This is a genomic window from Pseudomonas frederiksbergensis, assembly GCF_003732275.1.
GTDB classification, from domain to species: Bacteria; Pseudomonadota; Gammaproteobacteria; order Pseudomonadales; family Pseudomonadaceae; genus Aquipseudomonas; species Aquipseudomonas frederiksbergensis_H.
Genome location: NZ_MOBM01000004.1, coordinates 23,598 through 49,180 on the forward strand (window position 1 = coordinate 23,598; position 25,583 = coordinate 49,180).

Here is a 25,583-nt window from a genome sequence, read left to right on the forward strand (position 1 = left end):
GCCCAAGGGCGTGCCGACTGATGACATGAGGAAAGCATGAGCAAGCAGATTCTGATTCTCCCGGGTGACGGTATTGGCCCGGAAATCATGGCCGAAGCGGTCAAGGTGCTGGAGCTGGCGAACGACAAGTACAGCCTGGGCTTCGAACTGAGTCATGACGTGATCGGTGGCGCCGCCATCGACAAGCACGGCGTGCCGCTCGCCGACGAAACCCTGGCCCGTGCCCGTGCCGCCGATGCGGTATTGCTGGGCGCCGTGGGTGGTCCGAAATGGGACACCATCGAACGTGATATCCGTCCTGAGCGCGGCCTGCTGAAAATCCGTGCGCAACTGGGCCTGTTCGGTAACCTGCGTCCGGCGATCCTATACCCGCAACTGGCCGAGGCTTCCAGCCTGAAGGCAGAAATCGTGGCCGGTCTGGACATCCTGATCGTCCGTGAACTGACCGGCGGCATCTACTTCGGCGCGCCACGCGGTGTGCGCGAGCTGGAAAACGGCGAGCGTCAGGCCTATGACACCCTGCCGTACAGCGAAACCGAAATCCGCCGTATCGCCCGTGTCGGTTTCGACATGGCTCGTGTGCGTGGCAAGAAGCTGTGCTCGGTGGACAAGGCCAACGTACTGGCCTCCAGCCAACTGTGGCGTGAAATCGTCGAGCAAGTGGCCAAGGACTACCCGGACGTCGAACTGAGCCACATGTACGTCGACAACGCCGCCATGCAACTGGTGCGTGCTCCGAAGCAGTTCGACGTGATCGTCACCGACAACCTGTTCGGCGACATTCTTTCCGACGAAGCGTCGATGCTCACCGGCTCCATCGGCATGCTGCCGTCGGCGTCGCTGGATGCCAACAACAAAGGCATGTACGAGCCGTGCCACGGTTCGGCGCCGGACATCGCTGGCAAGGGCATTGCCAACCCGTTGGCGACCATTCTGTCGGTGTCGATGATGCTGCGTTACAGCTTCAATTTGCAGGATGCGGCCGATGCCATCGAGAAGGCCGTGAGCCTGGTATTGGATCAGGGCCTGCGCACGGGCGACATCTGGTCGGCCGGTTGCACCAAGGTTGGTACGCAGGAAATGGGCGACGCAGTAGTCGCCGCGCTGCGGAATCTGTAATCTCTTTGGCCCGCTGCAACTTTCAACCTTGAAAGCAGCGGCCCACTTTTAAAGAAGGTGTAGTTGCGATGAAACGTGTAGGTCTGATCGGTTGGCGCGGTATGGTCGGTTCCGTGCTCATGCAGCGGATGCTGGAAGAGCAGGATTTCGATCTTATCGAGCCGGTGTTTTTCACCACTTCCAATGTCGGTGGCCAAGGCCCGTCCGTGGGCAAGGACATTGCTCCGCTCAAGGACGCTTACAGCATTGAAGAGCTGAAAACCCTCGACGTGATTCTGACCTGCCAGGGTGGCGACTACACCAGCGAAGTGTTCCCGAAACTGCGCGAAGCCGGCTGGCAGGGTTACTGGATCGACGCCGCTTCCAGCCTGCGCATGCAGGATGACGCGGTCATCGTGCTGGACCCGGTGAACCGCAAGGTCATCGACCAGCAGCTCGACGCGGGCACCAAGAACTACATCGGCGGCAACTGCACCGTCAGCCTGATGCTGATGGGCCTGGGTGGCCTGTTTGAAGCCGGTCTGGTCGAGTGGATGAGCGCCATGACCTATCAGGCGGCCTCCGGTGCCGGCGCGCAGAACATGCGTGAACTGATCAAGCAAATGGGCGCGACCCACGCCGCTGTCGCCGATCAACTGGCCGACCCGGCCAGCGCCATCCTCGACATCGATCGCCGTGTCGCCGAAGCCATGCGCAGCGACGCGTACCCGACCGAAAACTTCGGTGTACCGCTGGCCGGCAGCCTGATCCCGTGGATCGACAAGGAACTGCCGAACGGTCAGAGCCGCGAAGAGTGGAAGGCCCAGGCCGAGACCAACAAGATCCTCGGTCGCTTCAAGAGCCCGATCCCGGTGGACGGCATCTGCGTACGCATCGGCGCCATGCGTTGCCACAGCCAGGCGTTGACCATCAAGCTGAACAAAGACGTGCCGATCGCCGACATCGAAGGGCTGATCAGCCAGCACAACCCGTGGGTCAAGCTGGTGCCGAACAATCGTGAGATCAGCATGCAGGAGCTGAGCCCGACGAAAGTCACCGGCACCCTGAACGTGCCGGTCGGCCGTCTGCGCAAGCTGAACATGGGTTCGCAGTTCGTCGGTGCGTTCACCGTCGGCGACCAACTGCTGTGGGGCGCGGCCGAACCGCTGCGTCGCATGCTGCGGATTCTGCTTGAGCGTTGATCGATTGATGTAATGAAGAACCCGCGCCTTGAAAGAGGTGCGGGTTTTTTTATGGAGAGTGGTGGTCCGGGATTTATCGGGTGTCTATCAGGCCGCCTTCGCGAGCAAGCCCGCTCCCACATTGATCGTGTGAACACTGGAGATCAAATGTGGGAGCGGGCTTGCCCGCGAAGAGGCCGGCACAGCCCCCACAAATCCCCAGCCCAATTGCCTCACTGCCAACCACCCGGTAAAGTGCCGCTCCCCCCGTTTCGCCAGAGGTAGAACCATGAGCCAGTCCTTTGATATTGCCGTGATCGGCGCCACCGGTACTGTCGGCGAAACACTCGTCCAGATTCTCGAAGAGCGGGACTTTCCGGTCGGTAACCTGCACCTGCTGGCGAGCAGTGAATCGGCCGGTCATTCGGTACCGTTTCGCGGCAAGAACGTGCGGGTGCGGGAAGTCGACGAATTCGATTTCAGCAAAGTCCAGTTGGTGTTCTTTGCCGCCGGCCCGGCGGTGACCCTCAGTTTTGCTCCACGTGCCACGGCCGCCGGTTGCTCGCTGATCGACCTGTCCGGCGCCTTGCCGGCCGATCAGGCGCCGCAAGTGGTGCCTGAGGCCAACGCTGGAATTCTGGCCAGCCTGAAAAAGCCCTTCCAGGTCAGCAGCCCAAGCCCTTCGGCCGCGACGCTGGCGGTGGTGCTGGCGCCGTTGCTCGGTTTGCTCGACCTGCAACGCATCAGCCTGACGGCGTGTCTGGCGGTCTCAGCCCAAGGCCGCGAAGCGGTCACCGAGTTGGCCCGGCAAACCGCCGAGCTGCTCAATGTGCGCCCGCTGGAGCCAGCGTTCTTCGATAGGCAGATGGCTTTCAACCTGCTGGCGCAAGTCGGTACGCCTGATGCTCAAGGTCATACGCTGCTGGAAAAACGCCTGGTGCGCGAGCTGCGTCAGGTCATGGCGCTACCTTCATTAAAGATTTCCGTCACTTGCATTCAAGCTCCGGTGTTTTTCGGCGATAGCTTTAGCATGACCTTGCAGTCGTCGAGCGCTGTCGATCTGGCGAAAGTCAACGCAGCTCTGGAAGCGGCGCCCGGTATCGAACTGGTCGAGGCGGGCGATTACCCGACCCCGGTAGGCGATGCGGTAGGGCAGGACGTGGTTTACGTTGGTCGGGTTCGCAACGGGATCGACGACCCGGCGGAACTTAATGTGTGGTTGACGTCAGATAACGTACGCAAAGGCGCCGCGCTCAATGCTGTGCAGGTGGCTGAATTGTTGATAAAAGACCTGCTGTAAAAGATACTTGGCAACAATTTATCGAATGATTCCCGTCGAGCGTCATGCTTGGCCGGAATGCTTAAGGTGAGCCACCCCGCAGGGCTTCCCATTGCATGAATGAAATGATCGCGCGCGACGACCCTTCGCCGCCGCGCGCAATGCCTTACGGCAGCGGCAATCAACACCTTCTCGCTGGCCGAGGAATGTTCAAACAAAGGAAGAGGTTATGGTTCAAGTTCGCAAACTGGTGTTAGCAATAGCGGCCGCCTCGGCGCTGTCCTCCGGTATGGCGCATGCCCTCGGGCTCGGGGAATTGACCCTGAAATCGACGCTGAACCAGCCTCTGGTAGCAGAAATCGAGTTGCTCGACGTCAAGGACCTCACGGCTGCCGAAGTGGTGCCGAGCCTGGCCTCGCCCGAAGATTTCGCCAAGGCCGGTGTCGATCGTCAGGCGTTTCTCAATGACCTGACCTTCACCCCAGTGCTTAACGCCAGCGGCAAAAGCATCCTGCGCGTCACGTCCAGCAAACCGCTGTCCGAGCCGATGGTGAAATTCCTGGTTCAGGTGATGTGGCCCAACGGTCGTCTGCTGCGCGATTACAGCGTGCTGCTCGATCCGTCCAAATTCTCGCCGCAAACCGCCGATGCGGCCGCGCAATCGGCGCCATCCCAAACTGTGACCGCGCCAGTCACCGGCGCCTCCAAGCCGTCGCAACACACCACCACGCCGCGCGATACCCTGTGGGAAATCGCCTCGAAGGTGCGTAACGGCGGTTCGATTCAGCAGACCATGCTGGCCATCCAGGCGCTGAACCCGGATGCGTTCATCGACGGCAACATCAACCGACTGAAAACCGGTCAGGTGCTGCGCCTGCCTGATCAGGTGCAGATCACCAACCTGCCGCAACCCAAAGCCGTCGCCGAGGTCGCCGCGCAGAACACCGCGTGGCGTCAGGGTCGTCGCTACGTGGCGAAACCGGGAACCGGTCAGCAGCAACTCGACGCCACCAAGCGCGCTCGCGGTGAAGATGCTTCATCGCAACCTGCCGCAGACAAGCTGAGCCTGGTCTCTGCCGACACTGGCAAGGGCCGTGGCAAAGGTGCCGCCGGTGATGCGAAAGCATTGAGCGACAAACTGGCCGTCACCCAGGAAAGCCTCGACGCGGCTCGTCGTGACAACGCTGAACAGAAAAGCCGCATGAACGATCTGCAAAGTCAGCTGGACAAGCTGCAACGCCTGATCGAACTGAAGAACAATCAGTTGGCCAAACTGCAGGCCGAAGGCGGCGCGGGTGCTCCGGCGACCGCTCCGGCGATGTCGGCTGAGCTGGCGACCAGCCCTGCGGCAACGCCTGCGGACGCGGCACCTGCACCAGAGGCTGCTGCACCAGAAGCCGTTCCGGCGCCAGCTGTCGAGCCAACGCCTGCGACATCCGATGATCAGAAATTCAACGAGCTGCTGACCAATCCGATCCTGCTGGGGCTGGTGGGTGGCGGTGCGGTGGTTCTGCTGCTGTTGCTGCTGTTGCTGGCCCGTCGCCGCAAAGCTCAGCAAGAAGCCGAGAAGCATCTGCGCATGGCCCGTGCCTTGGAGGAGGAACAAGAGTTCTCCGTCGACCAGGACCTGCCAGAAAGCAGCTTCGAAGGCCTGGAAGTTCCGCCGCCGAGCGTGAAACTTGCGACTGCACCAACGCCCGCGCCAGCGCCGGCCCCGGTGATTGCCCCGGTTGTGGTAACGCCGCCGATCGCTGCGCCACTGGTATCGCCTGCCGCCGAGCGTTCCGAGCGTTCCGACGATGTACTGGCTCAGGCGCAGTCGCACATTGCCGGCGGTCGTCTGAATCAGGCAGCCGCATTACTGGAAGACGCTATCAAGCAAGAGCCGCAACGCAGTGACCTGCGTTTGAAGCTGATGGAAGTCTACGGTCAGCAGGGCGACCGCGATGCGTTCGTCGCTCAAGAGCGTCAGCTGGTGGCCAACGGCGATAACTTCGCCCGGGTTGAAGAATTGAAAAGCCGCTTCCCGGCGATGGCAGTCGCAGTAGCGGGTGGTCTGGCCGCCGCGGCAATCGCCGCCGAGCTGGACGCGCAGTACGTCAAGGACCTGTTGCTGGACGAACCGCAAGCCCCGGAACCGGCATTGTCCGACTTCGACAGCGCCTTCGATCTGAGTCTGGACGATCTGGAGGCGGCTACTCCAATCTCGCCTGCCGTTGCGGCGGAAGCGGAGCCAGCACCAGAGCCAGAGCCAGCACCAGAAGCTCTGGCTGAGCTGGACGAATTTCCGCTGGACGACGATCTGAGCTTCGAGTCGGTATTGCAGCAACAGACTGAAATCAAGGAAAACCTCGACGATCTGTCGGACTTCGACCTGGACATGGATCTGGGCGGCAATGCTTCGCCGGAAACGCTGGCCGAAGACGACTTCCTGCTGAGTCTGGATGAAGATCTCAAGGACTTGCCTGCCGCCGAAGCGCCACCCGTGACCGAGCCGACGCTCGACGACCTGGAGTTGCCTGCGGATTTCGACCTGTCACTGGCCGATGAAATGGACGCCGCCCCGGATCAGCCTGACGCCTTCGAAAACGAACTCAACGACGTCAATGCCGAGCTGGATCGCCTGTCCCAGAGCCTCGGTGAGCCGAGTTTCACCGCCGAAGATGCTTTGGCCTCTGCAGCTGATGAGCCGGACTTCGATTTCCTCTCCGGCACCGACGAAGTCGCCACCAAACTCGACCTGGCCCAGGCCTACATCGACATGGGTGACAACGACGGCGCTCGGGACATCCTCAATGAGGTGGTGACCGAGGGCGATGCCGGTCAGAAGAGCGAAGCCAAGGAAATGTTGTCGCGTCTGGCGTGAGTCATCGATAAGGCATAAACAAAACGGCAGCCCATTCGAGGCTGCCGTTTTTGTTTGGGTGGTGATGCGATGGCGCCTGCCAGATAGACCGAGGCTTGCCCGCGATGAGGCCAACACATTCAACCCAGCTGTCGACAGTTATACCGCCATCGCGAGCAGGCTCGCTCCCACATTTGATCGGGGTTGTCCGCATCATTTATGCAAGACACCCATCCCCCTGTGGGAATGGGGTCATCCGCATCATTTGCGCCAGCCACCAATCCCCTTGTGGGAGCGAGCCTGCTCGCGAAGGGGGGATTTCATTCGGCATCAATGTCGGCAGGAGCGCCGGTCGGGTAGGGCACAAAAAACACTCAGCTCTGGCATCCCGGTCCGGCGGCCTTATAATGCCTGCCTTTGCGTAGATCAGCAGGCTGTCACCCCCTTGGCAAACATAGATAATCCGGCCGCCGAAATGGCGGCCGACGGCTTTTTCCGGATCGCGTTGGGCGTTGAATACAAAGGTTCGCGTTATCGCGGCTGGCAACGTCAGGCCTCCGGTGTGGCCACGGTACAGGAAACCCTCGAAAAGGCCTTGTCCAAAGTCGCCGACTCACCCGTGTCGCTGCATTGCGCCGGGCGTACCGACGCCGGTGTGCATGCTTGCGGGCAAGTGGTGCATTTCGACACCCAGGTCGAGCGTTCGATGAAGGCTTGGGTCATGGGTGCCAACATCAACTTGCCGCATGACGTCAGCGTCAGCTGGGCCAAGGTCATGCCGGCGGATTTTCATGCGCGGTTCAAGGCCATCGCCCGTCGTTATCGTTACGTGATCTACAACGATCAGATCCGCCCGGCGCACCTGAACGATGAAATCACCTGGAATCACCGTCCACTGGACGTCGAGCGCATGTCCGAGGCTGCTCAGTATCTGGTCGGCACCCACGACTTCAGCGCATTCCGCGCCGGCCAGTGCCAGGCCAAGTCGCCGATCAAGGAGCTGCATCACTTGCGCGTCACCCGCCATGGCAAAATGATCGTGCTGGATATTCGTGCCAGCGCGTTCCTGCACCACATGGTGCGCAACATCGCCGGGGTGCTGATGACCATCGGTGCCGGCGAGCGTCCCGTGGAGTGGATGAAGGAAGTCCTGGAAAGTCGTGTGCGTCGTTCCGGCGGGGTGACGGCCCATCCGTTCGGCCTGTACCTGGTGCAGGTCGAGTACCGCGACGAGTTCGAGCTGCCCGAGCGTTACATCGGCCCACACTTCCTCACCGGTTTCTCGGAACTTGACGGCTGACGCCCTCGAACGCTTTTGTTACCATCCGGGACTTTCCCGGATTTGTCCTGAGGTTCTATCGACATGTCAGCCGTTCGCAGCAAAATTTGTGGGATTACCCGCATAGAGGATGCGTTGGCAGCGGTCGAGGCCGGGGCCGATGCCATCGGATTTGTGTTCTACGCCAAAAGCCCACGGGCCGTAACGTTCCAGCAGGCGAGGGCGATCATCAAGGCCTTGCCGCCGTTCGTGACCACCGTGGGGTTGTTCGTCAATGCCAGCCGCTGCGAGTTGGGGGAAATCCTCGATGCCGTGCCGCTGGACCTGCTGCAGTTCCATGGTGACGAGACCGCGGCCGACTGTGAAAGCTGGCACCGGCCCTACATCAAGGCGTTGCGGGTGAAGGCCGGCGACGACATCGCAGCAGCTTGCGATGCCTACGCCAGCGCCAGTGGAATCCTGCTCGACACGTACGTCGAAGGTATTCCCGGCGGAACCGGCGAAGCCTTCGACTGGTCACTGATACCGCAAGGCCTGAGCAAGCCGATCATCCTGGCGGGCGGCTTGACGCCGGACAACGTCGCCGAGGCGATTGCCCGGGTTCGGCCTTATGCGGTGGACGTCAGCGGTGGAGTAGAGGCGAGCAAGGGCATCAAGGATCACGCAAAGATTCAGGCATTCATCAAAGCGGTTGCAGGGGCTTGATGTGACGGCTGGCAGACTGCCGCCGTCCCAAAATGCACTGCGCTGCATAAGCAGGCACGGCTGAGGATTGATGGGTTGTACGCAGGTCACGTCGCGCTGACCCGGCCACCCGATCAATCATCGCTACACACATGAATTTAGGTCAAGGGCATACGCGGGGCTGCGAACCAGAGCGTTCGGGCCACCGGTACTGGAGAAAGAAAGCATGAGCAACTGGTTAGTAGACAAACTGATCCCTTCGATCATGCGTTCCGAGGTCAAGAAGAGCTCGGTGCCTGAAGGTCTGTGGCACAAATGCCCGTCTTGCGAGGCGGTGCTGTATCGTCCGGAGCTGGAAAAGACCCTGGACGTTTGCCCCAAGTGCAACCACCACATGCGCATCGGCGCGCGCGCGCGCATCGACATCTTCCTCGACGCTGACGGCCGTGCCGAACTGGGCGCGGACCTGGAGCCGGTTGACCGTCTGAAATTCCGCGACGGCAAGAAGTACAAGGATCGCCTGACCGCTGCGCAAAAGCAGACCGGCGAAAAAGATGCACTGATCTCCATGAGCGGCACCTTGCTGGGTATGCCGGTCGTGGTATCGGCTTTCGAATTCTCCTTTATGGGTGGTTCGATGGGCGCCATCGTTGGTGAGCGCTTTGTGCGCGCCGCCAATTACGCCCTGGAAAATCGTTGCCCGATGATCTGCTTCGCCGCCTCTGGTGGTGCGCGGATGCAGGAAGCGCTGATCTCCCTGATGCAAATGGCCAAGACCTCCGCGGTGCTGGCGCGTCTGCGTGAAGAAGGCATTCCGTTCATCTCGGTACTGACCGACCCGGTCTACGGCGGTGTTTCCGCCAGTCTGGCAATGCTCGGCGACGTGATCGTCGGTGAGCCGAAAGCCCTGATCGGTTTCGCCGGCCCGCGCGTTATCGAACAAACCGTTCGCGAAAAACTGCCGGAAGGCTTCCAGCGCAGTGAGTTCCTGCTGGAGCACGGGGCGATCGACATGATCATTCACCGTCAGGAGCTGCGTCCGCGTCTGGGCAACCTGCTGGCACAAATGATGGGGCTGCCGACGCCAAAATTCGTCGCCGCGCCGATCGAGCCGATCGTGGTTCCGCCGGTGCCTGCCAACATATGACCCAACGCACCCTTGGCGAGTGGCTCGCCTACCTTGAACAGTTGCATCCTTCGGCCATCGACATGGGGCTGGAGCGTTCGCAACAGGTAGCGTCCCGCATGGGGCTGGGCAAGCCGGCGCCTCGGGTGATCACGGTCACCGGCACCAACGGCAAGGGTTCTACCTGCGCGTTTGTGGCTTCATTGCTGCGGGCGCAGGGCCTGAACGTCGGTGTCTACAATTCTCCGCACCTGCTGCGTTACAACGAGCGGGTGCAGGTCAATGGTGTCGAAGCCACTGACGCCGAGCTGTGCGAAGCCTTCGCTGCGGTCGAGGCCGGTCGTGGCGACACTTCCCTGACGTACTTCGAAATGGGCACCCTGGCGGCGTTCTGGCTGTTTCAACAGGCAGGGCTTGATGCGGTGGTGCTGGAAGTGGGTCTGGGCGGGCGTCTGGATACCGTCAACGTGGTCGATGCGGACATGGCGCTGGTCACCAGCATCGGCGTCGATCATGCGGATTATCTGGGTGATACCCGTGAGTCCGTGGCTTACGAAAAAGCCGGCATTTTCCGCCAGGGCGCGCCTGCGCTCTGTGGCGATCTGAATCCCCCTCAACCTCTGCTGGATAAAGCGCGGGAGCTCAATTGCCCGTTTTTCCTGCGTGGGCGCGATTTCGACCTGGGTATCACCGATCACAACTGGCAATGGCGCGGCCTTGATGCTCAGGGACGTGCAGTCGAATTGCATGATCTGCCATTGCTCGATCTACCGATGGAAAACGCCGCACTGGCGTTGCAGGCTTACCTGCTACTCGGTTTGCCTTGGGTGGATGCACAGATTATTGAAGCCCTGAAAGCGACACGCGTGGTCGGTCGTCTTGATCGCCGTCAGTTCGACTGGCAGGGCAAGCGTCTGAATGTGTTGCTGGACGTGGGGCACAATCCCCATGCGGCAGAATACCTGGCCCGTCGTCTGGCCAGTCGACCGCCGGCCGGCAAGCGTCTGGCGGTGTTCGGGTTGTTGGCGGACAAGGATCTGGATGGTGTTGTCGGTGAGTTGAGTGCTAGTGTCCAGCATTGGGCCGTCGCCCCGCTGGATTCGCCGCGGGCGCGGCCTGTTGAGGAGTTGCACGCGGCGTTGCAAAACCTTGGCGCCTCGGTAACGTCTTATGACAGCGTGGCCGCAGCCCTGGAAGGGCAGTGCGCGCGGGCGACGAGCGACGATGAAATTCTGTTGTTCGGATCATTTTATTGTGTCGCCGAGGCCCTTGAATGGCTGGCCCGGCACTCCACGGAGGAAGCGGCAAATGGCTTTGCTGGATAAGGCGTACAAGCAGCGCATGGTCGGTGCCCTGGTGCTGGTGGCGCTGGCGGTGATTTTCCTGCCAATGCTGTTTTCCCGTCAGGACGAGCAGCGCCAGGTGAGGGTTGACGCACCGGCTGCACCGCAAGCGCCGGCTCTGCCGCAAGTGCAGGTCGAGCCGGTGGTGGTGCCTGAACCGCAGGCGTTGCCGCAGGAGCCTGTGCCAAGCGATGAGGAAATTGCCGCACAGCAAGCGCCATCGACACCGATTGCGCCAAGTGCGCCAAGTGCTTCTGTGGCGCCGCCACCAGCGCCGCCGGCTGCCAAACCGGTCACGCCTCCGGCGCCAGTCGCCAAGCCTGTGCCGGCACCTGCCCAGCCAATTACTGCCGCACCGAGCAAGCCGGTTACTACCCCAAGCCGCGTCGATGCCAATGGCCTGTCGGTCAGTTGGTCGGTGCAACTGGCCAGCCTGGCGAGCCGTGAGAGCGCTGAAAGCCTGCAGAAAACCTTGCGCAGCCAAGGCTATAACGCCTATATCCGCTCCGCCGATGGCAAGAATCGGGTATTCGTCGGGCCGTTGATCGAGCGCGCGGAAGCCGATCGTCTGCGTGACTTGTTGAGTCGCCAGCAGAACCTCAAGGGTTTTGTGGTGCGTTTTCAGCCTGAGCGCGGTTAAAGCTATCGCCTCGATTTGAAAAGCACTGACAATCTCAGCTTACCGATAGCCATGGGCTCTGCTAAAATGCGCCGCCTTATCCGTCTGTAGGCTGCACTGTGCCATTTACCTGGGTTGATTGGGCGATCGTTGCAATCGTCGCCATCTCCGCTTTGATCAGTCTTAGCCGCGGCTTCGTCAAAGAAGCACTCTCGCTGCTGACCTGGATCATCGCAGGAGGCGTTGCCTGGATGTTCGGTGGCTCATTGTCCGAGTACCTCGGCGGATACATCGAAACGCCGTCGGCTCGCGTGATCGCGGGCTGTGCCATCATGTTTGTCGCCACTTTAATCGTGGGCGCAATGATCAATTATCTTATCGGCGAATTGGTTCGCGTCACCGGGCTATCCGGGACCGATCGATTCCTCGGCATGGCCTTCGGCGCCGCGCGTGGCGTGTTGCTGGTGGTCGTGGCTGTCGGGCTGTTGAGCCTGGGGCCGGTACAGCAGGACGGCTGGTGGAAAGAATCACAGCTCGTGCCAAAATTTCTATTGGTCGCAGACTGGTCCAAAAACCTGATTCTTGGGTGGAGCAGTCAGTGGCTTGCCAGCGGAATCAGCGTACCCGCTGATATACCGTTCAAGGAGCACCTCTTGCCGACGGCCAAAACGCCTCAGTGAGTTGTGTTCAGTTCAGATCCATTAAGTAGGGGTTGCGTCGCATGTGTGGCATCGTCGGTATCGTCGGTAAGTCGAACGTCAATCAGGCGCTGTATGACGCGCTAACCGTCCTCCAGCACCGCGGCCAGGACGCTGCCGGTATCGTGACCAGCCATGATGGCCGGTTATTCCTGCGCAAGGACAATGGGCTGGTGCGTGACGTGTTCCATCAGCGTCACATGCAGCGCCTGGTCGGCCACATGGGCATTGGCCATGTGCGTTACCCGACCGCGGGCAGCTCGACTTCGGCCGAAGCTCAACCGTTTTACGTCAACTCGCCGTATGGCATCACTCTGGCGCACAACGGTAACCTGACCAACGTTGAACAGCTGGCCAAGGAGATTTACGAATCTGACCTGCGCCACGTCAACACCAACTCCGATTCGGAAGTGCTGCTCAACGTGTTCGCACACGAGCTGGCCCAGCGCGGCAAGTTGCAGCCGACCGAAGAAGACGTGTTCGCTGCCGTCACCGATGTGCATAACCGTTGCGTCGGTGGTTACGCGGTTGTGGCGATGGTGACCGGTTACGGCATCGTCGGTTTCCGCGATCCGCACGGCATCCGCCCGATCGTCTTCGGTCAGCGTCACACCGACGAAGGCGTCGAGTACATGATCGCCTCCGAAAGCGTTTCGCTGGACGTACTCGGTTTCACCCTGATTCGCGACCTGGCACCGGGCGAAGCGGTCTACATCACTGAAGACGGCAAGCTGCACACCCGTCAGTGCGCGACCAACCCGTCGCTGACTCCGTGCATTTTCGAACACGTCTACCTGGCGCGTCCGGACTCGATCATCGACGGCGTCTCGGTCTACAAGGCCCGCCTGCGCATGGGCGAGAAGCTCGCCGAGAAGATCCTGCGCGAGCGTCCGGATCACGACATCGACGTGGTTATCCCGATTCCGGACACCAGCCGCACCGCAGCCCTGGAGCTGGCGAACCACTTGGGCGTCAAGTTCCGCGAAGGCTTCGTGAAGAACCGCTACATCGGCCGGACCTTCATCATGCCGGGGCAGGCTGCACGGAAAAAATCCGTACGCCAGAAGCTCAACGCCATCGAGCTGGAATTCCGCGGCAAGAACGTGATGCTGGTGGACGACTCCATCGTTCGCGGCACCACCTGCAAGCAGATCATCCAGATGGCTCGTGAAGCCGGCGCCAAAAACGTCTATTTCTGCTCCGCGGCACCGGCCGTGCGTTACCCGAACGTCTACGGCATCGACATGCCAAGCGCTCACGAGCTGATCGCCCATAACCGTTCGACCCAGGACGTAGCCGACCTGATCGGCGCTGACTGGTTGATCTATCAGGACCTGCCTGACTTGATCGAAGCGGTCGGTGGCGGCAAGATCAAGATCGAGAAATTCGATTGCGCGGTGTTCGACGGCCAGTACGTCACCGGCGACGTCGACGAGGCTTACCTGAACAAGATCGAGCAGGCACGCAACGATGCCTCCAAGGTCAAGACCCAGGCAGTCAGTGCGATCATTGATCTGTACAACAACTGAGTAACTACCGGCCCCTTGGGGCCGGTTTTGTATCTACCAAAAGAATTCTTATTTATAAGAAACGGTGCAAGGAGTGACAGCATGAGTCAGGATTGGGATGCCGGTCGGCTGGACAGCGACCTCGAAGGCGTAGCGTTCGATACCCTGGCCGTACGCGCCGGTCAGCACCGCACGCCGGAAGGCGAACACGGTGATCCGATGTTCTTCACTTCCAGCTACGTATTCCGAACCGCCGCCGACGCGGCCGCACGCTTTGCCGGCGAAGTGCCGGGCAACGTTTACTCGCGCTATACCAACCCGACCGTGCGCGCGTTCGAAGAGCGTATTGCCGCGCTGGAAAGCGCGGAGCAAGCCGTGGCTACTGCCACTGGCATGGCTGCGATCATGGCGGTGGTAATGAGCCTGTGCAGCGCCGGCGACCACGTTCTGGTCTCGCGCAGCGTGTTCGGCTCGACCATCAGCCTGTTCGAGAAGTACTTCAAGCGCTTCGGCATCGAAGTCGACTACGTGCCCCTGGCGGACTTGTCCGGCTGGGATGCGGCGATCAAGGCCAATACCAAATTGCTGTTCGTCGAGTCGCCGTCCAACCCGCTCGCCGAGCTGGTAGACATCAAGGCGCTGTCGGAAATTGCTCACGCCAAGGGCACGATGCTGGTGGTCGACAACTGCTTCTGCACGCCTGCGTTGCAGCAGCCGTTGAAGCTGGGCGCGGACATCGTTGTGCATTCGGCGACCAAGTTCATCGACGGCCAAGGCCGCTGCATGGGCGGCGTTGTGGCCGGTCGTAGCGAGCAGATGAAAGAAGTCGTCGGTTTCCTGCGTACTGCCGGGCCGACCCTGAGCCCGTTCAACGCCTGGATCTTCCTCAAAGGGCTGGAAACGCTGAGCCTGCGCATGAAGGCGCACTGCGCCAATGCCCAGCAACTGGCCGAATGGCTGGAGCAGCAGGACGGTATCGAGAAAGTCCATTACGCCGGTCTCAAGAGCCATCCGCAGCACGAACTGGCCCAGCGTCAGCAGAAGGGTTTCGGTGCGGTCGTGAGTTTCGAGGTCAAGGGCGGCAAAGAGGGCGCCTGGCGCTTTATCGATGCGACTCGCCTGATCTCCATTACCGCCAACCTGGGCGACAGCAAAACCACCATCACGCACCCGAGCACCACCTCTCATGGCCGTCTCGCGCCGCAAGAGCGTGAAGCGGCAGGGATCCGTGACAGCCTGATCCGCGTTGCGGTTGGCCTGGAAGACGTGGCAGACCTGCAGGCCGATCTGGCGCGCGGGTTGGCTGCCTTGTGATCGAGTTGTCGACGCCAACCACGGGCACCCATGGCCGCGTCGCGCTGGTCACCGGTGCTGCGCGCGGCATCGGTCTGGGGATTGCGGCCTGGCTGATCAGCGAAGGCTGGCAGGTGGTGCTGACTGATCTGGATCGGGAGCGCGGTTCGAAAGTGGCGAAGGTGCTGGGTGAAAACGCCTGGTTCATCGCCATGGACGTCGCGAATGAAGCGCAGGTGGCACTGGGCGTGGCCGAGGTGCTTGGGCAGTTCGGGCGTCTGGATGCGCTGGTGTGCAATGCAGCGGTGGCCGACCCGCACAACATCACCCTGGAAAGCCTCGATCTGGCCTACTGGAACCGGGTGCTGGCGGTGAATCTCAGCGGGCCGATGCTGTTGGCCAAGCACTGTGCGCCGTACCTGCGCGCTCACAGCGGCGCCATTGTCAATCTGGCCTCGACCCGTGCCGCGCAGTCAGAACCCGACACAGAGGCTTATGCGGCGAGCAAGGGCGGTTTGTTGGCCCTGACTCACGCCTTGGCCATCAGTTTGGGGCCGGAAATTCGCGTCAACGCGGTCAGCCCAGGCTGGATCGACGCGCGAGACCCCGCGGCACGGCGTGCCGAGCCGTTGACTGACGCCGATCATGCGCAGCATCCGGCGGGCAGGGTAGGGACGGTGGAGGACGTGGCGGCGATGGTTGCGTGGTTGCTGTCGAAGAACGCCGGGTTCGTCACGGGCCAGGAGTTCGTGGTCGATGGTGGCATGACCAAGAAGATGATTTACAGCGAGTAAATCCAAGCGTGGCTGCGATGGATGTAGCCAGCATTGATGTGAATGTGCCGCCGTCTTCGCGAGCAAGCCCGCTCCCACACTGAATTTATGTCGATCACAAACCAGCGGTCTGTCGCAGATCCAGTGTGGGAGCGGGCTTGCTCGCGAAAGCGGTCTGACTGTGTAAGACACAATTTTGTCTTTTTCAGAAAAACTTCAAGCGGGGTATTGACTTAGCTTCGGTACCTGCGTAAATTTCGCGGCCTCGGAGATGCAAACGGGTGATTAGCTCAGCTGGGAGAGCGTCTGCCTTACAAGCAGAATGTCGGCGGTTCGATCCCGTCATCACCCACCACTTCCGAGAGTCTTGCGAAAGCAAGATGGAAGCTTTTAAAAGCCTCCACCGACGCGCAGCGGTAGTTCAGTCGGTTAGAATACCGGCCTGTCACGCCGGGGGTCGCGGGTTCGAGTCCCGTCCGCTGCGCCATATTTTCCGAGTCAGGTTTGCCTGTCTCGAGATTGAAAAGCCTCGAAGCTTTCCAGTCAGACGAGTTACTTGGGCGAAAGTCCAAAGCGATACGCAGCGGTAGTTCAGTCGGTTAGAATACCGGCCTGTCACGCCGGGGGTCGCGGGTTCGAGTCCCGTCCGCTGCGCCATATCTGCCTCAAGGCCCACTGAACGCCTTGAAGCTACGAAGCAAGCCGCTGGTAAAGCCAGTGTCTGTTTCGAGTCGATAGCAAAGACCCTGGTCGAAAGACCGGGGTTTTTTGTGTCTGCGATTTGGCTTTCCCTCCCTCATGTCCTTCCCGCCCAACCTTTCTGCGCCCCAATTGCATAAAGGACTTGGTTCACAGCTCCGACATTAATTAGAATCACTCTCATTTACGATAACTCCTTGGCACAGGGCTTCTTGAGATGAGTGATGCAGCGATGCCGAAGGAGCAAACCTTCCACGACCTGTACCGCGATCATCGTGGCTGGCTGGAAGGCTGGTTGAGAAGACGCATGGGCAATGGCTGTGATGCGGCGGACCTCAGTCAGGATACGTTCCTGCGCTTGCTCGCCAGCTCTCAACGAATTGCCGATCTGCAAGAGCCCCGTGCCTATCTGCTGACCGTGGGCAAGCGCCTGCTGAGTAATTTCTATAAGCGTCGAAGTCTCGAGCAAGCTTATCTGATGGCACTGGCGGCGTTGCCGGAAGACTGTGTGCCGTCGCCCGAGCAGCGCTGGTTGTTACTCGAAACCCTGCAAGCCCTGGATGAACTGCTCGATGGATTGCCAGCGGCAGTGCGTAAGGCGTTTCTCTGGAGTCAGCTGGAAGGCTTGAACTATCAGCAAATCGCCGAACGCCTGCGGGTATCCGAGCGCACGATCAAACGCTACATGGCGCAGGCCTATGAGCATTGCCTGTTGGTGGAACTGTGAACAGTCCAGTGCTCGATGCCCGTCAGGCAGTGCGAGCTGCCGCGCAGTGGCTCGCCTTGTTGGAATCTGGAAGTGCCAGTGAGCAGGATCATGCGAATCTGCAGCGTTGGCGCGACAGTTGCGTCAGTCACGAGCAGGCCTGGCAGAAGGCTCAAGCCTTGCGTCAGCGGTTTGCCAGTCTGCCTTCAGCGTTGGCGCTCAAGAGTCTGGATCGCCCCGAGCCGGGTCGGCGTGCGGTGCTCAAGCGTGCATTGGGTGCGGTGGCGTTGATGCCGGCGGCATGGCTGATCAGCCGACAATTGCCCCTGGATGTCTGGCGAGCCGATCTGCATACGGCCACCGGGGAGCGCAAACAGGTGCAGCTCGCTGATGGCAGTTCTTTGCAGCTCAATACGGCCAGTGCCGTCGATGTGGATTTGCAGAGCCGGCGCTTGAAGCTGATTGAGGGCGAACTGTCGCTGAAGGTGCCGAGCGCGTCGCCGCTGACAATCCAAACGAAGTTTGGACAGATCATCGTCAGCCAAAGCGAAATCTGTGTTCGTCAGGAGGCGCGCGGTTGTCGCGTGTCGGTGTACAACGGCGCCGCGCAATTGCAGCCCTTGCAGGGGCCGGCGTTGGCTTTGCGCAGGGGTCAACAAGTCAGCCTTCAAGCAACCGGTGTCGGGCCGATCAGCCCATTTGATGTGCTTGCGCCAGGTTGGCGAGAAGGTGTGCTGATGGCGAAAAACCAGCTGCTGGGAGATTTCCTGCGTGAACTCGGCACTTATCGACCCGGTGTGCTGCGTTGGGAGCCGGAGCTTGAAGCGTTGCGTGTCACTGGCAGTTTCCGTTTGGACGACACCGATCGCGTCCTCGCGTTGCTCGCGGCCAGTCTGCCGTTGGAGGTGCGTTCGCGTTCCCGTTATTGGGTGACGTTGCTGCCGCGCAAAAATAGTGTGTGAAGCCTGTCCCCTTTTTTCGACTCGCTTGTCATTCAAGGCATGTGAACGAATCAAGAGAACTCTATCAATGCCCGCAGTAATACCTTGCTGTCCGCGTCCGGCTTCTTCCCGCCTGCGTCCGTTGTTGCACTTGAGCCTGTTGTTGGGCCTGAGTGCCAGTCCGTTGTTCATCACTGCCAGTTGGGCTGATGACAGTGCCCGGCGCAATTATCAGGTGCCTGCCGGCAGCCTGAGCGATGCGCTGACCCGGTTTGCCGGTCTGTCTGGCGTCAATCTCTCGGTCGACCCGGCGCTGGTGGGCAGTCGCACCAGTCCTGGTCTTTCCGGTGAATACGCGGTCGAGGAGGGCTTTGCCCGGTTGTTGCAGGGTTCCGGTTTGCAACTGCAGCCGGTGGGCGAACAGGCCTACATCCTGACCCCGGCGCCAGAAGGCAGCAGCCTGCAGCTGGCTCCCACCTCGATTCTCGGTGCCACGGGTGGGGCGGACGGCGAGGTGTATGCCGGCGGCCAGGTCGCGCGCCGCGGTTCGCAAGGCTTGCTAGGCTCGAAAGACTTCATGGAAACGCCGTTCAGCATGACCACCTACACCGGTGAGGCGGTCAAAAATCTGCAGGCTCGTACCTTGGGCGACCTGATCGCCAGTGATCCCTCGGTTCGCGCTACCAACCCGGCGGGTGGGCGTTATGAGCAGTTCACCATTCGCGGGCTCAGCCTGTTCAACAGTGATGTCGCCTACAACGGTCTCTACGGTGTCCTGCCGACCTATACGATCGATATGGAGATGGCCGACCGCGTCGACATCATCAAAGGCCCGAGCCAGCTCATCAACGGCATCTCGCCGCGGGGCAGTGTGGGTGGCGGGATCAACGTGGTGCCCAAGCGCGCGACCGACAAGCCCATCACTTCGTTTACCGGTAGCTATGCTTCCGACAACCAGGTCGGCGGTGCGGTGGATGTCGGTCGGCGCTTTGGTGAAGACAACAAGTTCGGTATTCGTTTCAACGGCGTGAAGCAGTCCGGCGACACAGAATGGGATCACCAGAGTGTCGACCGCGAGATGGCCGTGCTGGGCCTGGATTTTCGCGGTGAACGTCTGCGACTCTCGACGGACATCGGGCGCACCGAGCGTGATACCGACGCCCCGCAGGAGCGCGTGCAGGTCGGCGCCAATGCCAAGGTGCCGAATGCGAACGATGTGCGCGACAACTACGCGCAGCCCTGGAGCAAGGCGAGTACCAACGACACGTTCGGGGCGGTGAACGGCGAATTCGATGTCAGCGATTCGGTCATGCTGTACGGCGGTGTGGGCGCGCGTAAAAGCAATCATGACTTCCTCCGTCATGCCGTTTCGGTCACCAATGATGCCGGCGATTTCAGCGTTCAGCCGCGTGACTTCACCCGTGACGAAAATGTCCGGACGGCCACGGCAGGGGTGCGCAACTGGTTTCATACCGGCCCGGTGAGCCATGAAGTCAATCTGGCCGCCAGCTATTTCTACATGGACTTCGAAAATGGCGGCGCCCGTTATGCAGCGGCCCGCAGCAACCTCTATGACCCGGTGGAAACACCAACACCTGGCAGACCGACTCGACTCGATTCGAAGGTCTACACCGAGAACCGCTTTAGCGGCGTGGCGTTGTCCGACACTCTGGGGTTCTTCGATGACCGGCTGCTGCTGACCCTTGGCGCCCGCTGGCAGCGCGTGAAGGTTGACGACTGGACGGATAATGTCAAAGGCGCCACGGCCTACGATGAGGAAAAGGTTTCGCCGTCGGGCGGCATCCTGTTTAAGGCAACCGATAGGCTGTCGCTTTATGCCAATTACATGGAAGGCCTGAGCCAGGGCAAGATCGCGCCGTCGACCTCAGTGAACGAGGACGAGATATTCCCGCCGTTCATCAGCCGGCAGGTCGAGGTCGGCGCCAAGTATGACGCGGGTGCCTTCGCCGTGACTGCCGCGGTGTTCCGGATCAAGCAGCCGGCCTATGAAACCAACGCCACGACCCGGGTTTTCGGCCCGAACGGCAAGCGCGAGAATACGGGCGTGGAGCTAAGTGTGTTCGGTGAGCCGCTCAAGGGTTTTCGCCTGCTCGGTGGTGTCATGTACATCGACAGCGAGTTGAGCAACACCACCAATGGCACCTTCGACGGCAACCGGGCGCCTGCCACGCCGAAATACAACGTCAACCTGGGTGCCGAGTGGGATGTACCGACCGTACAGGGCCTGACCCTGACCAGTCGCGGCCTCTATTCCAGCTCGCAGTATCTGGACCAGTCCAACAACAAGGAAATCGACTCCTGGGAGCGTTTCGACGTGGGGGCGCGCTACGCGTTCAAGGTCGACGAAAAGAACATCACCCTGCGTGCCAATGTCGAAAACGTGGCGGACAAACGCTACTGGAGTTCGGCCGGGGCCTCGGATGACAGCGAGCCTGGCTTGACGCTCTCGACCCCACGAACCTACCTCCTTTCGGCGACGGTCGACTTCTGAAAATAGATCAGAAGGTGTAAACCTTATTCAGGATGGGGCATGCTGATGTAAAAAGGGGCAACTTTTCAGTTGCCCCTTTTTTCGTCTGTGTGTCCCGTCAAAAACCCAGTTTGTCCCGCAATCCGTAATACCAGGCGCCCAATGCAGCGAATGGTGTACGCAGCAATTGTCCGCCGGGGAACGGGTAGTGTGGCAGGTCGGCAAAGGCATCGAAGCGCTCCGCCTGGCCACGCAATGCTTCGGCCAGCACTTTGCCCGCCAGGTGCGTATATGTCACGCCATGGCCGCTGCAGCCCTGGGAATAGTAGATGTTGTCGCCCAGCCGTCCGACCTGGGGAAGGCGCGATAGCGTCAGCAGGAAATTGCCGGTCCAGGCGTAATCGATTTTCACGTCCTTGAGCTGCGGGAAGGCCTTGAGCATCTTCGGTCGAATGATCGCCTCTATGTTCGCTGGATCGCGCGCGCCATAGACCACGCCGCCGCCGAAAATCAGGCGTTTGTCAGCGCTCAGGCGGTAGTAGTCGAGCAGGTAGTTACAGTCTTCGACGCAGTAGTCCTGAGGCAACAGGCGTTTGGCCAATTCATCGCCCAAGGGTTCGGTGGCGATCACTTGAGTCCCGCAGGGCATCGACTTGGCCGCCAGCTCCGGCACCAGCTTGCCGATGTAAGCGTTGCCGGCGACGATGATGAATTTGGCCCTGACCTTGCCCTGAGGCGTATGCACCACCGGATTGGTGCCGCGCTCGATGCGCACCGCTGGCGACTGCTCGTAAATGGTGCCGCCCAGCGACTCCACGGCGGCTGCCTCGCCCAAGACAAGATTGAGCGGATGAATATGCCCGCCGCTCATGTCGAGCATGCCGCCGACGTATTGATCGCAAGCCACCACTTCACGGATGTGTCGCTGATCCAATAGCTCAAGTTGCGTGTGACCGAAGCGCTCCCACAGGCGCTTCTGGGATTCCAGATGGTCCATCTGCCTGGCGGTAATGGCGGCGAACACACCGCCGTCCTTCAAGTCGCACTGGATGTTGTATTTGGCCACTCGCTCACGAATGATCCGTCCACCTTCGAACGCCATTTGCCCCAATAGCTGAGCTTGCTTGGGGCCGACACTGCGCTCGATCACATCGATATCACGGCTGTAGCTGTTAACGATCTGGCCACCGTTGCGCCCCGATGCGCCAAAACCCACTTTGGCCGCTTCCAGGACCGTTACCCGAAAACCGTTCTCCAGCAGGAACAGGGCAGAGGACAGGCCGGTATAACCGGCGCCGATGACACAGACATCAGTCTCTACATCATCCTGCAAGGCCGGGCGCGGCGGCGCTGCATTAGCCGATGCGGCGTAATAGGACTCTGGGTAGGGAGTGTTCGCCATCCTGCAGCCTCTGTTTAATATATTTTACGAGTGTATCGATCCTACCCGAGTTAAAAAACGACCGCCAGCCAGCGGAAAATCTTCTTTGCCACAGCAAAATTAAATATTTTGCATATTCATAGGGTTAGGTGAAAAAAAGGTGTTGACACCCCTCCGGAATTCCGTAGAATGCCGCCTCACAGCAGGCACGTAGCTCAGTTGGTTAGAGCACCACCTTGACATGGTGGGGGTCGTTGGTTCGAGTCCAATCGCGCCTACCAAACAAAATCCGCTCTGCTGGGCGGTCTAGAAGGGCTCACCGAAAGGTGGGCCCTTTTTTGTTGTCTGTGATTTGCAAAACTTTTGCAAAACCCCCACTCAAAACGCCAGCTCGGCGCCTACCTCCAGGTACTCGATCTTCTTTTCGTCGTGCCCTATCAATGCCTGAATGTATTCCTGCTCGAAACCCAGCAGTTCATACAGCCATTCCCCCAATGCGTGGATCTCGCCCTTTCAGAGATGATCGGGCCGTTATCGCCAGGCTGAAGTGACGCTGGTTGTTAGCAGCAGTTAACGAAACGTATGATCGGTGCAGGCACTCACTATTCTGGTGCCTGGAATCACACCCCGAGAATGAGCATGGAAAAGCACTTCGGTAATTCAGGGCTATTCAAGTCTGCTTCGTATCACCGCAACGGATCGCCAGCCAGCGACATTGCTGGCTGGGAGCTGAAAAATCTTGCTCTGAATACGAAGGAACTTTTGATATGTCCAAAGAACTACTCGGAGTTTCTGCTCTAGGATTGATGGTGTTGGGTGAGTTTTTCGCGATCTACAGTGAGGTGGTAACTGCCAGGCTTGCCCAAACAGGTAGTGGTTCATGGGAGGCATTCATGCTTCCCGTCGTGCTGATGACCTTTGCAGGTTTTTGCCTGCTAGGTGCTTATTGGCTGGGCTATGTTGTTGTGGGTGATATCTGGATTGTTACGGTGATTTCAGTCACGTCGCTATTGCTCCTTGAGCCGATAGTGGTTTGGTATTTGTTTCATGAGGCGCCGGGACGTGGCGCACTCATCGGGTTTTGCCTGGGGGCTTTAGGCATGCTCTCAACCGTAGTGCTGTAGTTGTTTTATCTGGCCCGGCTATCAACTGACTGGGCCAGCTCTGCTCTCCTTTCGTTCGATTTTCCCGTCTGGCCCTGTCGTCACCTCCAGTGAACACAGTTTCTGAACTAACACAGCTATAACCGTCTACATTGCAGGGGGCATCCCCTTTCTGAGAGAACGGATATGTTTAGATCTCGCTCGTTGATTGCCGCTATGACGTGTCTTGCCTTGGCGTCCGGTTCAATGACTGCATTGGCCGACCCGGGAAACGGGAAAGGCCAGGGAAGCGGCAAGGGAAATCCACAAAACATCCAGGACCATGGCAACGCCAGCCACGGAAACAAAGGCAAAGGTTCAGGGGGTGACGATTGGAGTCATGGCCCGAGCATCAACCACGGAAGTGTTCTTGGAGTCGTGGGTGGTTATCGCGACTACTGGAGTCCCGGGCCCGCCTTGCCACCCGGCATTCAAAAAAATCTCGCCCGCGGAAAACCGCTACCGCCGGGGATCGCCAAAAAACTCGATGGCCGATTGCTCGGCAGACTTCCGCATTACGATGGCTACGAGTGGCGACAGGCTGGCACCGACTTGATATTGGTAGCGATCGCTACCGGGATCATCTACGAGGTTCTCAATGGCGCATTCGATTGATATGAAAGCGACTCCAATCGCTCCCTCGCTGCATAACGACTAGTAAAATCACGGGAAGCAATGTGCATTGTTCGATAATTGCACATTGCTTGCCCGCTGGTCGTCGACCTTTGAACTGTATGGGGCCGAACTGGTCAATTACTCCGTGCAATATCAATCTCACGGAACCCCACCATGTTATTAAAAAACAAGAGTTTTGCAGCTGTCATGTCATGCGTGCTGATGCTTGCAGCCGCCCCATTATTGCCCGCTGATCTGTCCATCATGAGTTCCGCTTACGCGAAGGATGGCGGTGGTGGTGGTAACGGCGGTGGCGGTGGCGGTGGTAACGGTGGTGGCAATGGCGGCGGTAACGGCGGTGGCCATGGTGGTAGTGGCGGCCAGGGTGGTTCCGGTCATTCCGGCGGTGTCAGCAATGGCCGCGGCGATGGCTTGAGCAGCGATCACGCAGGCAGAGCCGTCCGGGATCATGGCGTCAGTGGCAACCACTACGGTAGCGAGCGTAATAGTGACCGCGGCCATGGTTCAGTGACTTCGGGCATTGCCCATTCCAGGGATACGCGAGGGGTGGCGAAGGCCTCTGCTATTTCGGCCACTACGCCTGGCGATCACAACACGAAAGGGTTGAGTAGCGCTCGTACTTCGATTTCAAAAAGAACGCATTAAGTCAAAGACTCTCAAGCCGGGTATCCATCAGGAGCCCGGCTTTTTTGTGCCCGCTATTTGCGTAACCAGCGGAGCTGCGCGCGTGGCAAATCTCCCTCGATGGACTACTACTGTAGGGCTGTTTCAACTTCGTCTGTAAGGAGTATGTCGATGCTGGCTCACTGGTTTCTGGCGGCGATTCACCTCTTGGCCTTTGCGCTGGGCTTCTGGGCGGTACTGACCCGCGGTACGGCTTTAGGTCGTCTGATTGCCGGGGTGGGGGAGGCGCGCAGCGTTTTGGTTGCGGATAATCTGTGGGGGATCTCTGCAGTCACTCTCTTGGTCACGGGTGGGATGCGAGCCTTTGGCGGGTATGAAAAAGGCACTGATTACTATCTTCACCAACCGCTGTTTCACCTCAAAATGACACTCTTCGTTCTTATCCTGTTGCTTGAAATTGCGCCGATGGTGGCGCTGATCAAATGGCGGATTGCGCAAGGGCGTGGGGCGGCTGTCGATACCGGGCGCGCAACGCTGTTTGCCCGTATCAGTCATATCGAAGCGCTGCTGCTGGTGTTGATGGTCGTGGCTGCCGCGGGCATGGCGCGTGGGGTTACGTTTGGTTAGCCCGGAAGGAGGAGAGCCTTTCTCGCAGCAAATCCGTAACGTCTGACAGTCAGGTATGAGACGGGGCGGTAGTATCGGTTCCACGTTGCGACTGTATCGCTAAAAGACTGGGCGCAGAGCGATGTGCTGCTTGAATCTTTAGCCAGCCGTTATTCGAGGCTGAATGGGCTGGCTACTGACTACCGCAGGATTCAGGGTGTTTGCGGCTTGTCTGGCGCGGTCAGGCCAGCCTGAATGCGTTGATAGATTTCTTCGCGATGCACCGCAACGTCTTTCGGGGCGTTGATGCCAATCCTGACTTGCTGGCCGCTAACGCCCAGAATGGTGATCGTAATATTGTCACCGATGTTTATGCTTTCACCGACTTTGCGGGTGAGTATCAGCATGGTTTTCTCCTTGATTGCTTTGTAGGGCACCTGATTCGGACAGTGCAGAGGTCGGTATAGGTATAGATTAGTGCGAAGTCTCGTAGTTTGGGTGCCTCTTTCTGACGCGCAGATGCTGCATTAATTCCCAAGGCGTAACTATACAGAGGCCGCAACCATCATTCTCGTTGTTTTACGCCCATTTTGCGGCGCTCGAACAGGATCCATGAGTGTTAAAATCGCCG

The 25,583-nt window shown here is 59.7% G+C and carries 22 protein-coding genes and 4 tRNA genes; 24 read left to right on the forward strand and 2 right to left on the reverse strand.

The features are described 5' to 3' along the window. Nucleotides 1-36 precede the first annotated feature (36 nt). The 19 genes from leuB to BK662_RS02105 all read left to right on the forward strand — a co-directional run bounded on the left by leuB (nt 37) and on the right by BK662_RS02105 (nt 20,584). The gene (gene leuB, locus BK662_RS02010; RefSeq protein ID WP_007935187.1) at nt 37-1,119 is read left to right on the forward strand and encodes a 3-isopropylmalate dehydrogenase; all 1,083 of its coding nucleotides are present in this window, start codon (nt 37-39) and stop codon (nt 1,117-1,119) included. Between the two features lie 68 nt (nt 1,120-1,187). After that, complete coding sequence (gene asd, locus BK662_RS02015; protein ID WP_047531244.1) at nt 1,188-2,300, forward strand: aspartate-semialdehyde dehydrogenase; 1,113 nt, start codon at nt 1,188-1,190, stop codon at nt 2,298-2,300. Between the two features lie 268 nt (nt 2,301-2,568). Continuing rightward, nucleotides 2,569-3,579, forward strand: a complete 1,011-nt coding sequence (locus tag BK662_RS02025; RefSeq protein WP_123356298.1) for an aspartate-semialdehyde dehydrogenase — start codon at nt 2,569-2,571, stop codon at nt 3,577-3,579. 208 nt (nt 3,580-3,787) lie between these two features. After that, nucleotides 3,788-6,424, forward strand: coding sequence for a FimV/HubP family polar landmark protein (locus BK662_RS02030; RefSeq protein WP_123356300.1), 2,637 nt, complete (start codon nt 3,788-3,790; stop codon nt 6,422-6,424). A 454-nt stretch (nt 6,425-6,878) separates the two neighbouring features. Then, a complete protein-coding gene (gene truA / locus BK662_RS02035; protein WP_123356302.1) occupies nt 6,879-7,703 on the forward strand; it encodes a tRNA pseudouridine(38-40) synthase TruA in 825 nt (274 codons plus the stop codon). 63 nt (nt 7,704-7,766) lie between these two features. Next, a complete protein-coding gene (locus BK662_RS02040) occupies nt 7,767-8,387 on the forward strand; it encodes a phosphoribosylanthranilate isomerase (protein WP_123356304.1) in 621 nt (206 codons plus the stop codon). A gap of 205 nt (nt 8,388-8,592) precedes the next feature. Then, the gene (accD, locus tag BK662_RS02045) at nt 8,593-9,513 is read left to right on the forward strand and encodes an acetyl-CoA carboxylase, carboxyltransferase subunit beta (protein WP_007905946.1); all 921 of its coding nucleotides are present in this window, start codon (nt 8,593-8,595) and stop codon (nt 9,511-9,513) included. After that, nucleotides 9,510-10,817, forward strand: a complete 1,308-nt coding sequence (folC, locus tag BK662_RS02050; RefSeq protein WP_123356306.1) for a bifunctional tetrahydrofolate synthase/dihydrofolate synthase — start codon at nt 9,510-9,512, stop codon at nt 10,815-10,817. The genes accD and folC overlap by 4 nt, the downstream gene beginning before the upstream one ends. Further along, nucleotides 10,801-11,475, forward strand: a complete 675-nt coding sequence (locus BK662_RS02055) for an SPOR domain-containing protein (protein ID WP_123356308.1) — start codon at nt 10,801-10,803, stop codon at nt 11,473-11,475. The genes folC and BK662_RS02055 overlap by 17 nt, the downstream gene beginning before the upstream one ends. A 98-nt stretch (nt 11,476-11,573) precedes the next feature. Further along, entirely contained in the window at nt 11,574-12,134 is a 561-nt protein-coding gene (locus BK662_RS02060; protein WP_038980084.1) for a CvpA family protein, read from the forward strand. Nucleotides 12,135-12,175: 41 nt separating this feature from the next. Further along, nucleotides 12,176-13,681, forward strand: coding sequence for an amidophosphoribosyltransferase (purF, locus tag BK662_RS02065; protein ID WP_007905939.1), 1,506 nt, complete (start codon nt 12,176-12,178; stop codon nt 13,679-13,681). Between the two features lie 81 nt (nt 13,682-13,762). Continuing rightward, nucleotides 13,763-14,974: an O-succinylhomoserine sulfhydrylase gene (locus BK662_RS02070; RefSeq protein WP_048395135.1), complete on the forward strand. Its 1,212-nt coding sequence runs from the start codon at nt 13,763-13,765 to the stop codon at nt 14,972-14,974. Next, a complete protein-coding gene (locus BK662_RS02075; protein ID WP_008007225.1) occupies nt 14,971-15,747 on the forward strand; it encodes an SDR family oxidoreductase in 777 nt (258 codons plus the stop codon). The genes BK662_RS02070 and BK662_RS02075 overlap by 4 nt, the downstream gene beginning before the upstream one ends. A gap of 258 nt (nt 15,748-16,005) precedes the next feature. Next, a tRNA-Val gene (locus BK662_RS02080) sits at nt 16,006-16,081 on the forward strand. Nucleotides 16,082-16,136: 55 nt separating this feature from the next. Beyond that, a tRNA-Asp gene (locus tag BK662_RS02085) sits at nt 16,137-16,213 on the forward strand. Nucleotides 16,214-16,306: 93 nt separating this feature from the next. Further along, nucleotides 16,307-16,383 (forward strand) — tRNA-Asp (locus BK662_RS02090). 259 nt (nt 16,384-16,642) lie between these two features. Next, nucleotides 16,643-17,152 carry a sigma-70 family RNA polymerase sigma factor gene (locus BK662_RS02095; RefSeq protein ID WP_123356311.1) on the forward strand — a complete coding sequence of 170 codons (510 nt, stop codon included), beginning with the start codon at nt 16,643-16,645 and terminating at the stop codon, nt 17,150-17,152. After that, nucleotides 17,149-18,093 (forward strand): FecR domain-containing protein, encoded by a 945-nt coding sequence (locus BK662_RS02100; protein WP_123356312.1) that lies wholly within the window; start codon nt 17,149-17,151, stop codon nt 18,091-18,093. Before BK662_RS02095 ends, BK662_RS02100 begins: the two co-directional genes overlap by 4 nt. Nucleotides 18,094-18,160: 67 nt before the next feature. Further along, the gene (locus tag BK662_RS02105) at nt 18,161-20,584 is read left to right on the forward strand and encodes a TonB-dependent receptor (protein WP_123356314.1); all 2,424 of its coding nucleotides are present in this window, start codon (nt 18,161-18,163) and stop codon (nt 20,582-20,584) included. A 97-nt stretch (nt 20,585-20,681) separates the two neighbouring features. Here BK662_RS02105 and BK662_RS02110 read toward each other — a convergent pair whose 3' ends face one another. Further along, nucleotides 20,682-21,965 carry an NAD(P)/FAD-dependent oxidoreductase gene (locus tag BK662_RS02110; RefSeq protein ID WP_123356316.1) on the reverse strand — a complete coding sequence of 428 codons (1,284 nt, stop codon included), beginning with the start codon at nt 21,963-21,965 and terminating at the stop codon, nt 20,682-20,684. 183 nt (nt 21,966-22,148) lie between these two features. Here BK662_RS02110 and BK662_RS02115 point away from each other — a divergent pair. The 5 genes from BK662_RS02115 (at nt 22,149) to BK662_RS02140 (ending at nt 24,973) form a co-directional block, all read left to right on the forward strand. Further along, nucleotides 22,149-22,225: transfer RNA gene (locus BK662_RS02115), tRNA-Val, on the forward strand. A 486-nt stretch (nt 22,226-22,711) separates the two neighbouring features. Beyond that, nucleotides 22,712-23,068 carry a hypothetical protein gene (locus BK662_RS02125; RefSeq protein WP_123356318.1) on the forward strand — a complete coding sequence of 119 codons (357 nt, stop codon included), beginning with the start codon at nt 22,712-22,714 and terminating at the stop codon, nt 23,066-23,068. Between the two features lie 165 nt (nt 23,069-23,233). Beyond that, on the forward strand, nt 23,234-23,701 hold the full coding sequence (locus tag BK662_RS02130; protein WP_123356320.1) for an anti-virulence regulator CigR family protein: 468 nt from the start codon (nt 23,234-23,236) through the stop codon (nt 23,699-23,701). Nucleotides 23,702-23,875: 174 nt separating this feature from the next. Beyond that, nucleotides 23,876-24,367 carry a hypothetical protein gene (locus tag BK662_RS35090; protein WP_259695864.1) on the forward strand — a complete coding sequence of 164 codons (492 nt, stop codon included), beginning with the start codon at nt 23,876-23,878 and terminating at the stop codon, nt 24,365-24,367. A gap of 150 nt (nt 24,368-24,517) precedes the next feature. Then, nucleotides 24,518-24,973, forward strand: coding sequence for a DUF2214 family protein (locus BK662_RS02140; RefSeq protein ID WP_123356322.1), 456 nt, complete (start codon nt 24,518-24,520; stop codon nt 24,971-24,973). 191 nt (nt 24,974-25,164) lie between these two features. On the opposite strand, the gene csrA is transcribed toward BK662_RS02140, so the two are convergent. Continuing rightward, nucleotides 25,165-25,359, reverse strand: coding sequence for a carbon storage regulator CsrA (gene csrA / locus BK662_RS02145; RefSeq protein ID WP_007905913.1), 195 nt, complete (start codon nt 25,357-25,359; stop codon nt 25,165-25,167). Nucleotides 25,360-25,583: the final 224 nt, after the last annotated feature.

What these genes read in the sequence shown, in the direction of transcription:
- leuB (WP_007935187.1), top strand. Translation starts at nt 37, where the DNA reads ATGAGCAAGCAGATTCTGATTCTCCCGGGTGACGGTATTGGCCCGGAA.
- asd (WP_047531244.1), top strand. Translation starts at nt 1,188, where the DNA reads ATGAAACGTGTAGGTCTGATCGGTTGGCGCGGTATGGTCGGTTCCGTG.
- BK662_RS02025 (WP_123356298.1), top strand. Translation starts at nt 2,569, where the DNA reads ATGAGCCAGTCCTTTGATATTGCCGTGATCGGCGCCACCGGTACTGTC.
- BK662_RS02030 (WP_123356300.1), top strand. Translation starts at nt 3,788, where the DNA reads ATGGTTCAAGTTCGCAAACTGGTGTTAGCAATAGCGGCCGCCTCGGCG.
- truA (WP_123356302.1), top strand. Translation starts at nt 6,879, where the DNA reads ATGGCGGCCGACGGCTTTTTCCGGATCGCGTTGGGCGTTGAATACAAA.
- BK662_RS02040 (WP_123356304.1), top strand. Translation starts at nt 7,767, where the DNA reads ATGTCAGCCGTTCGCAGCAAAATTTGTGGGATTACCCGCATAGAGGAT.
- accD (WP_007905946.1), top strand. Translation starts at nt 8,593, where the DNA reads ATGAGCAACTGGTTAGTAGACAAACTGATCCCTTCGATCATGCGTTCC.
- folC (WP_123356306.1), top strand. Translation starts at nt 9,510, where the DNA reads ATGACCCAACGCACCCTTGGCGAGTGGCTCGCCTACCTTGAACAGTTG.
- BK662_RS02055 (WP_123356308.1), top strand. Translation starts at nt 10,801, where the DNA reads ATGGCTTTGCTGGATAAGGCGTACAAGCAGCGCATGGTCGGTGCCCTG.
- purF (WP_007905939.1), top strand. Translation starts at nt 12,176, where the DNA reads ATGTGTGGCATCGTCGGTATCGTCGGTAAGTCGAACGTCAATCAGGCG.
- BK662_RS02070 (WP_048395135.1), top strand. Translation starts at nt 13,763, where the DNA reads ATGAGTCAGGATTGGGATGCCGGTCGGCTGGACAGCGACCTCGAAGGC.
- BK662_RS02095 (WP_123356311.1), top strand. Translation starts at nt 16,643, where the DNA reads ATGAGTGATGCAGCGATGCCGAAGGAGCAAACCTTCCACGACCTGTAC.
- BK662_RS02105 (WP_123356314.1), top strand. Translation starts at nt 18,161, where the DNA reads ATGCCCGCAGTAATACCTTGCTGTCCGCGTCCGGCTTCTTCCCGCCTG.
- BK662_RS02110 (WP_123356316.1), bottom strand. Translation starts at nt 21,965, where the DNA reads ATGGCGAACACTCCCTACCCAGAGTCCTATTACGCCGCATCGGCTAAT.
- BK662_RS02125 (WP_123356318.1), top strand. Translation starts at nt 22,712, where the DNA reads ATGTCCAAAGAACTACTCGGAGTTTCTGCTCTAGGATTGATGGTGTTG.
- BK662_RS02130 (WP_123356320.1), top strand. Translation starts at nt 23,234, where the DNA reads ATGTTTAGATCTCGCTCGTTGATTGCCGCTATGACGTGTCTTGCCTTG.
- BK662_RS35090 (WP_259695864.1), top strand. Translation starts at nt 23,876, where the DNA reads ATGTTATTAAAAAACAAGAGTTTTGCAGCTGTCATGTCATGCGTGCTG.
- BK662_RS02140 (WP_123356322.1), top strand. Translation starts at nt 24,518, where the DNA reads ATGCTGGCTCACTGGTTTCTGGCGGCGATTCACCTCTTGGCCTTTGCG.
- csrA (WP_007905913.1), bottom strand. Translation starts at nt 25,359, where the DNA reads ATGCTGATACTCACCCGCAAAGTCGGTGAAAGCATAAACATCGGTGAC.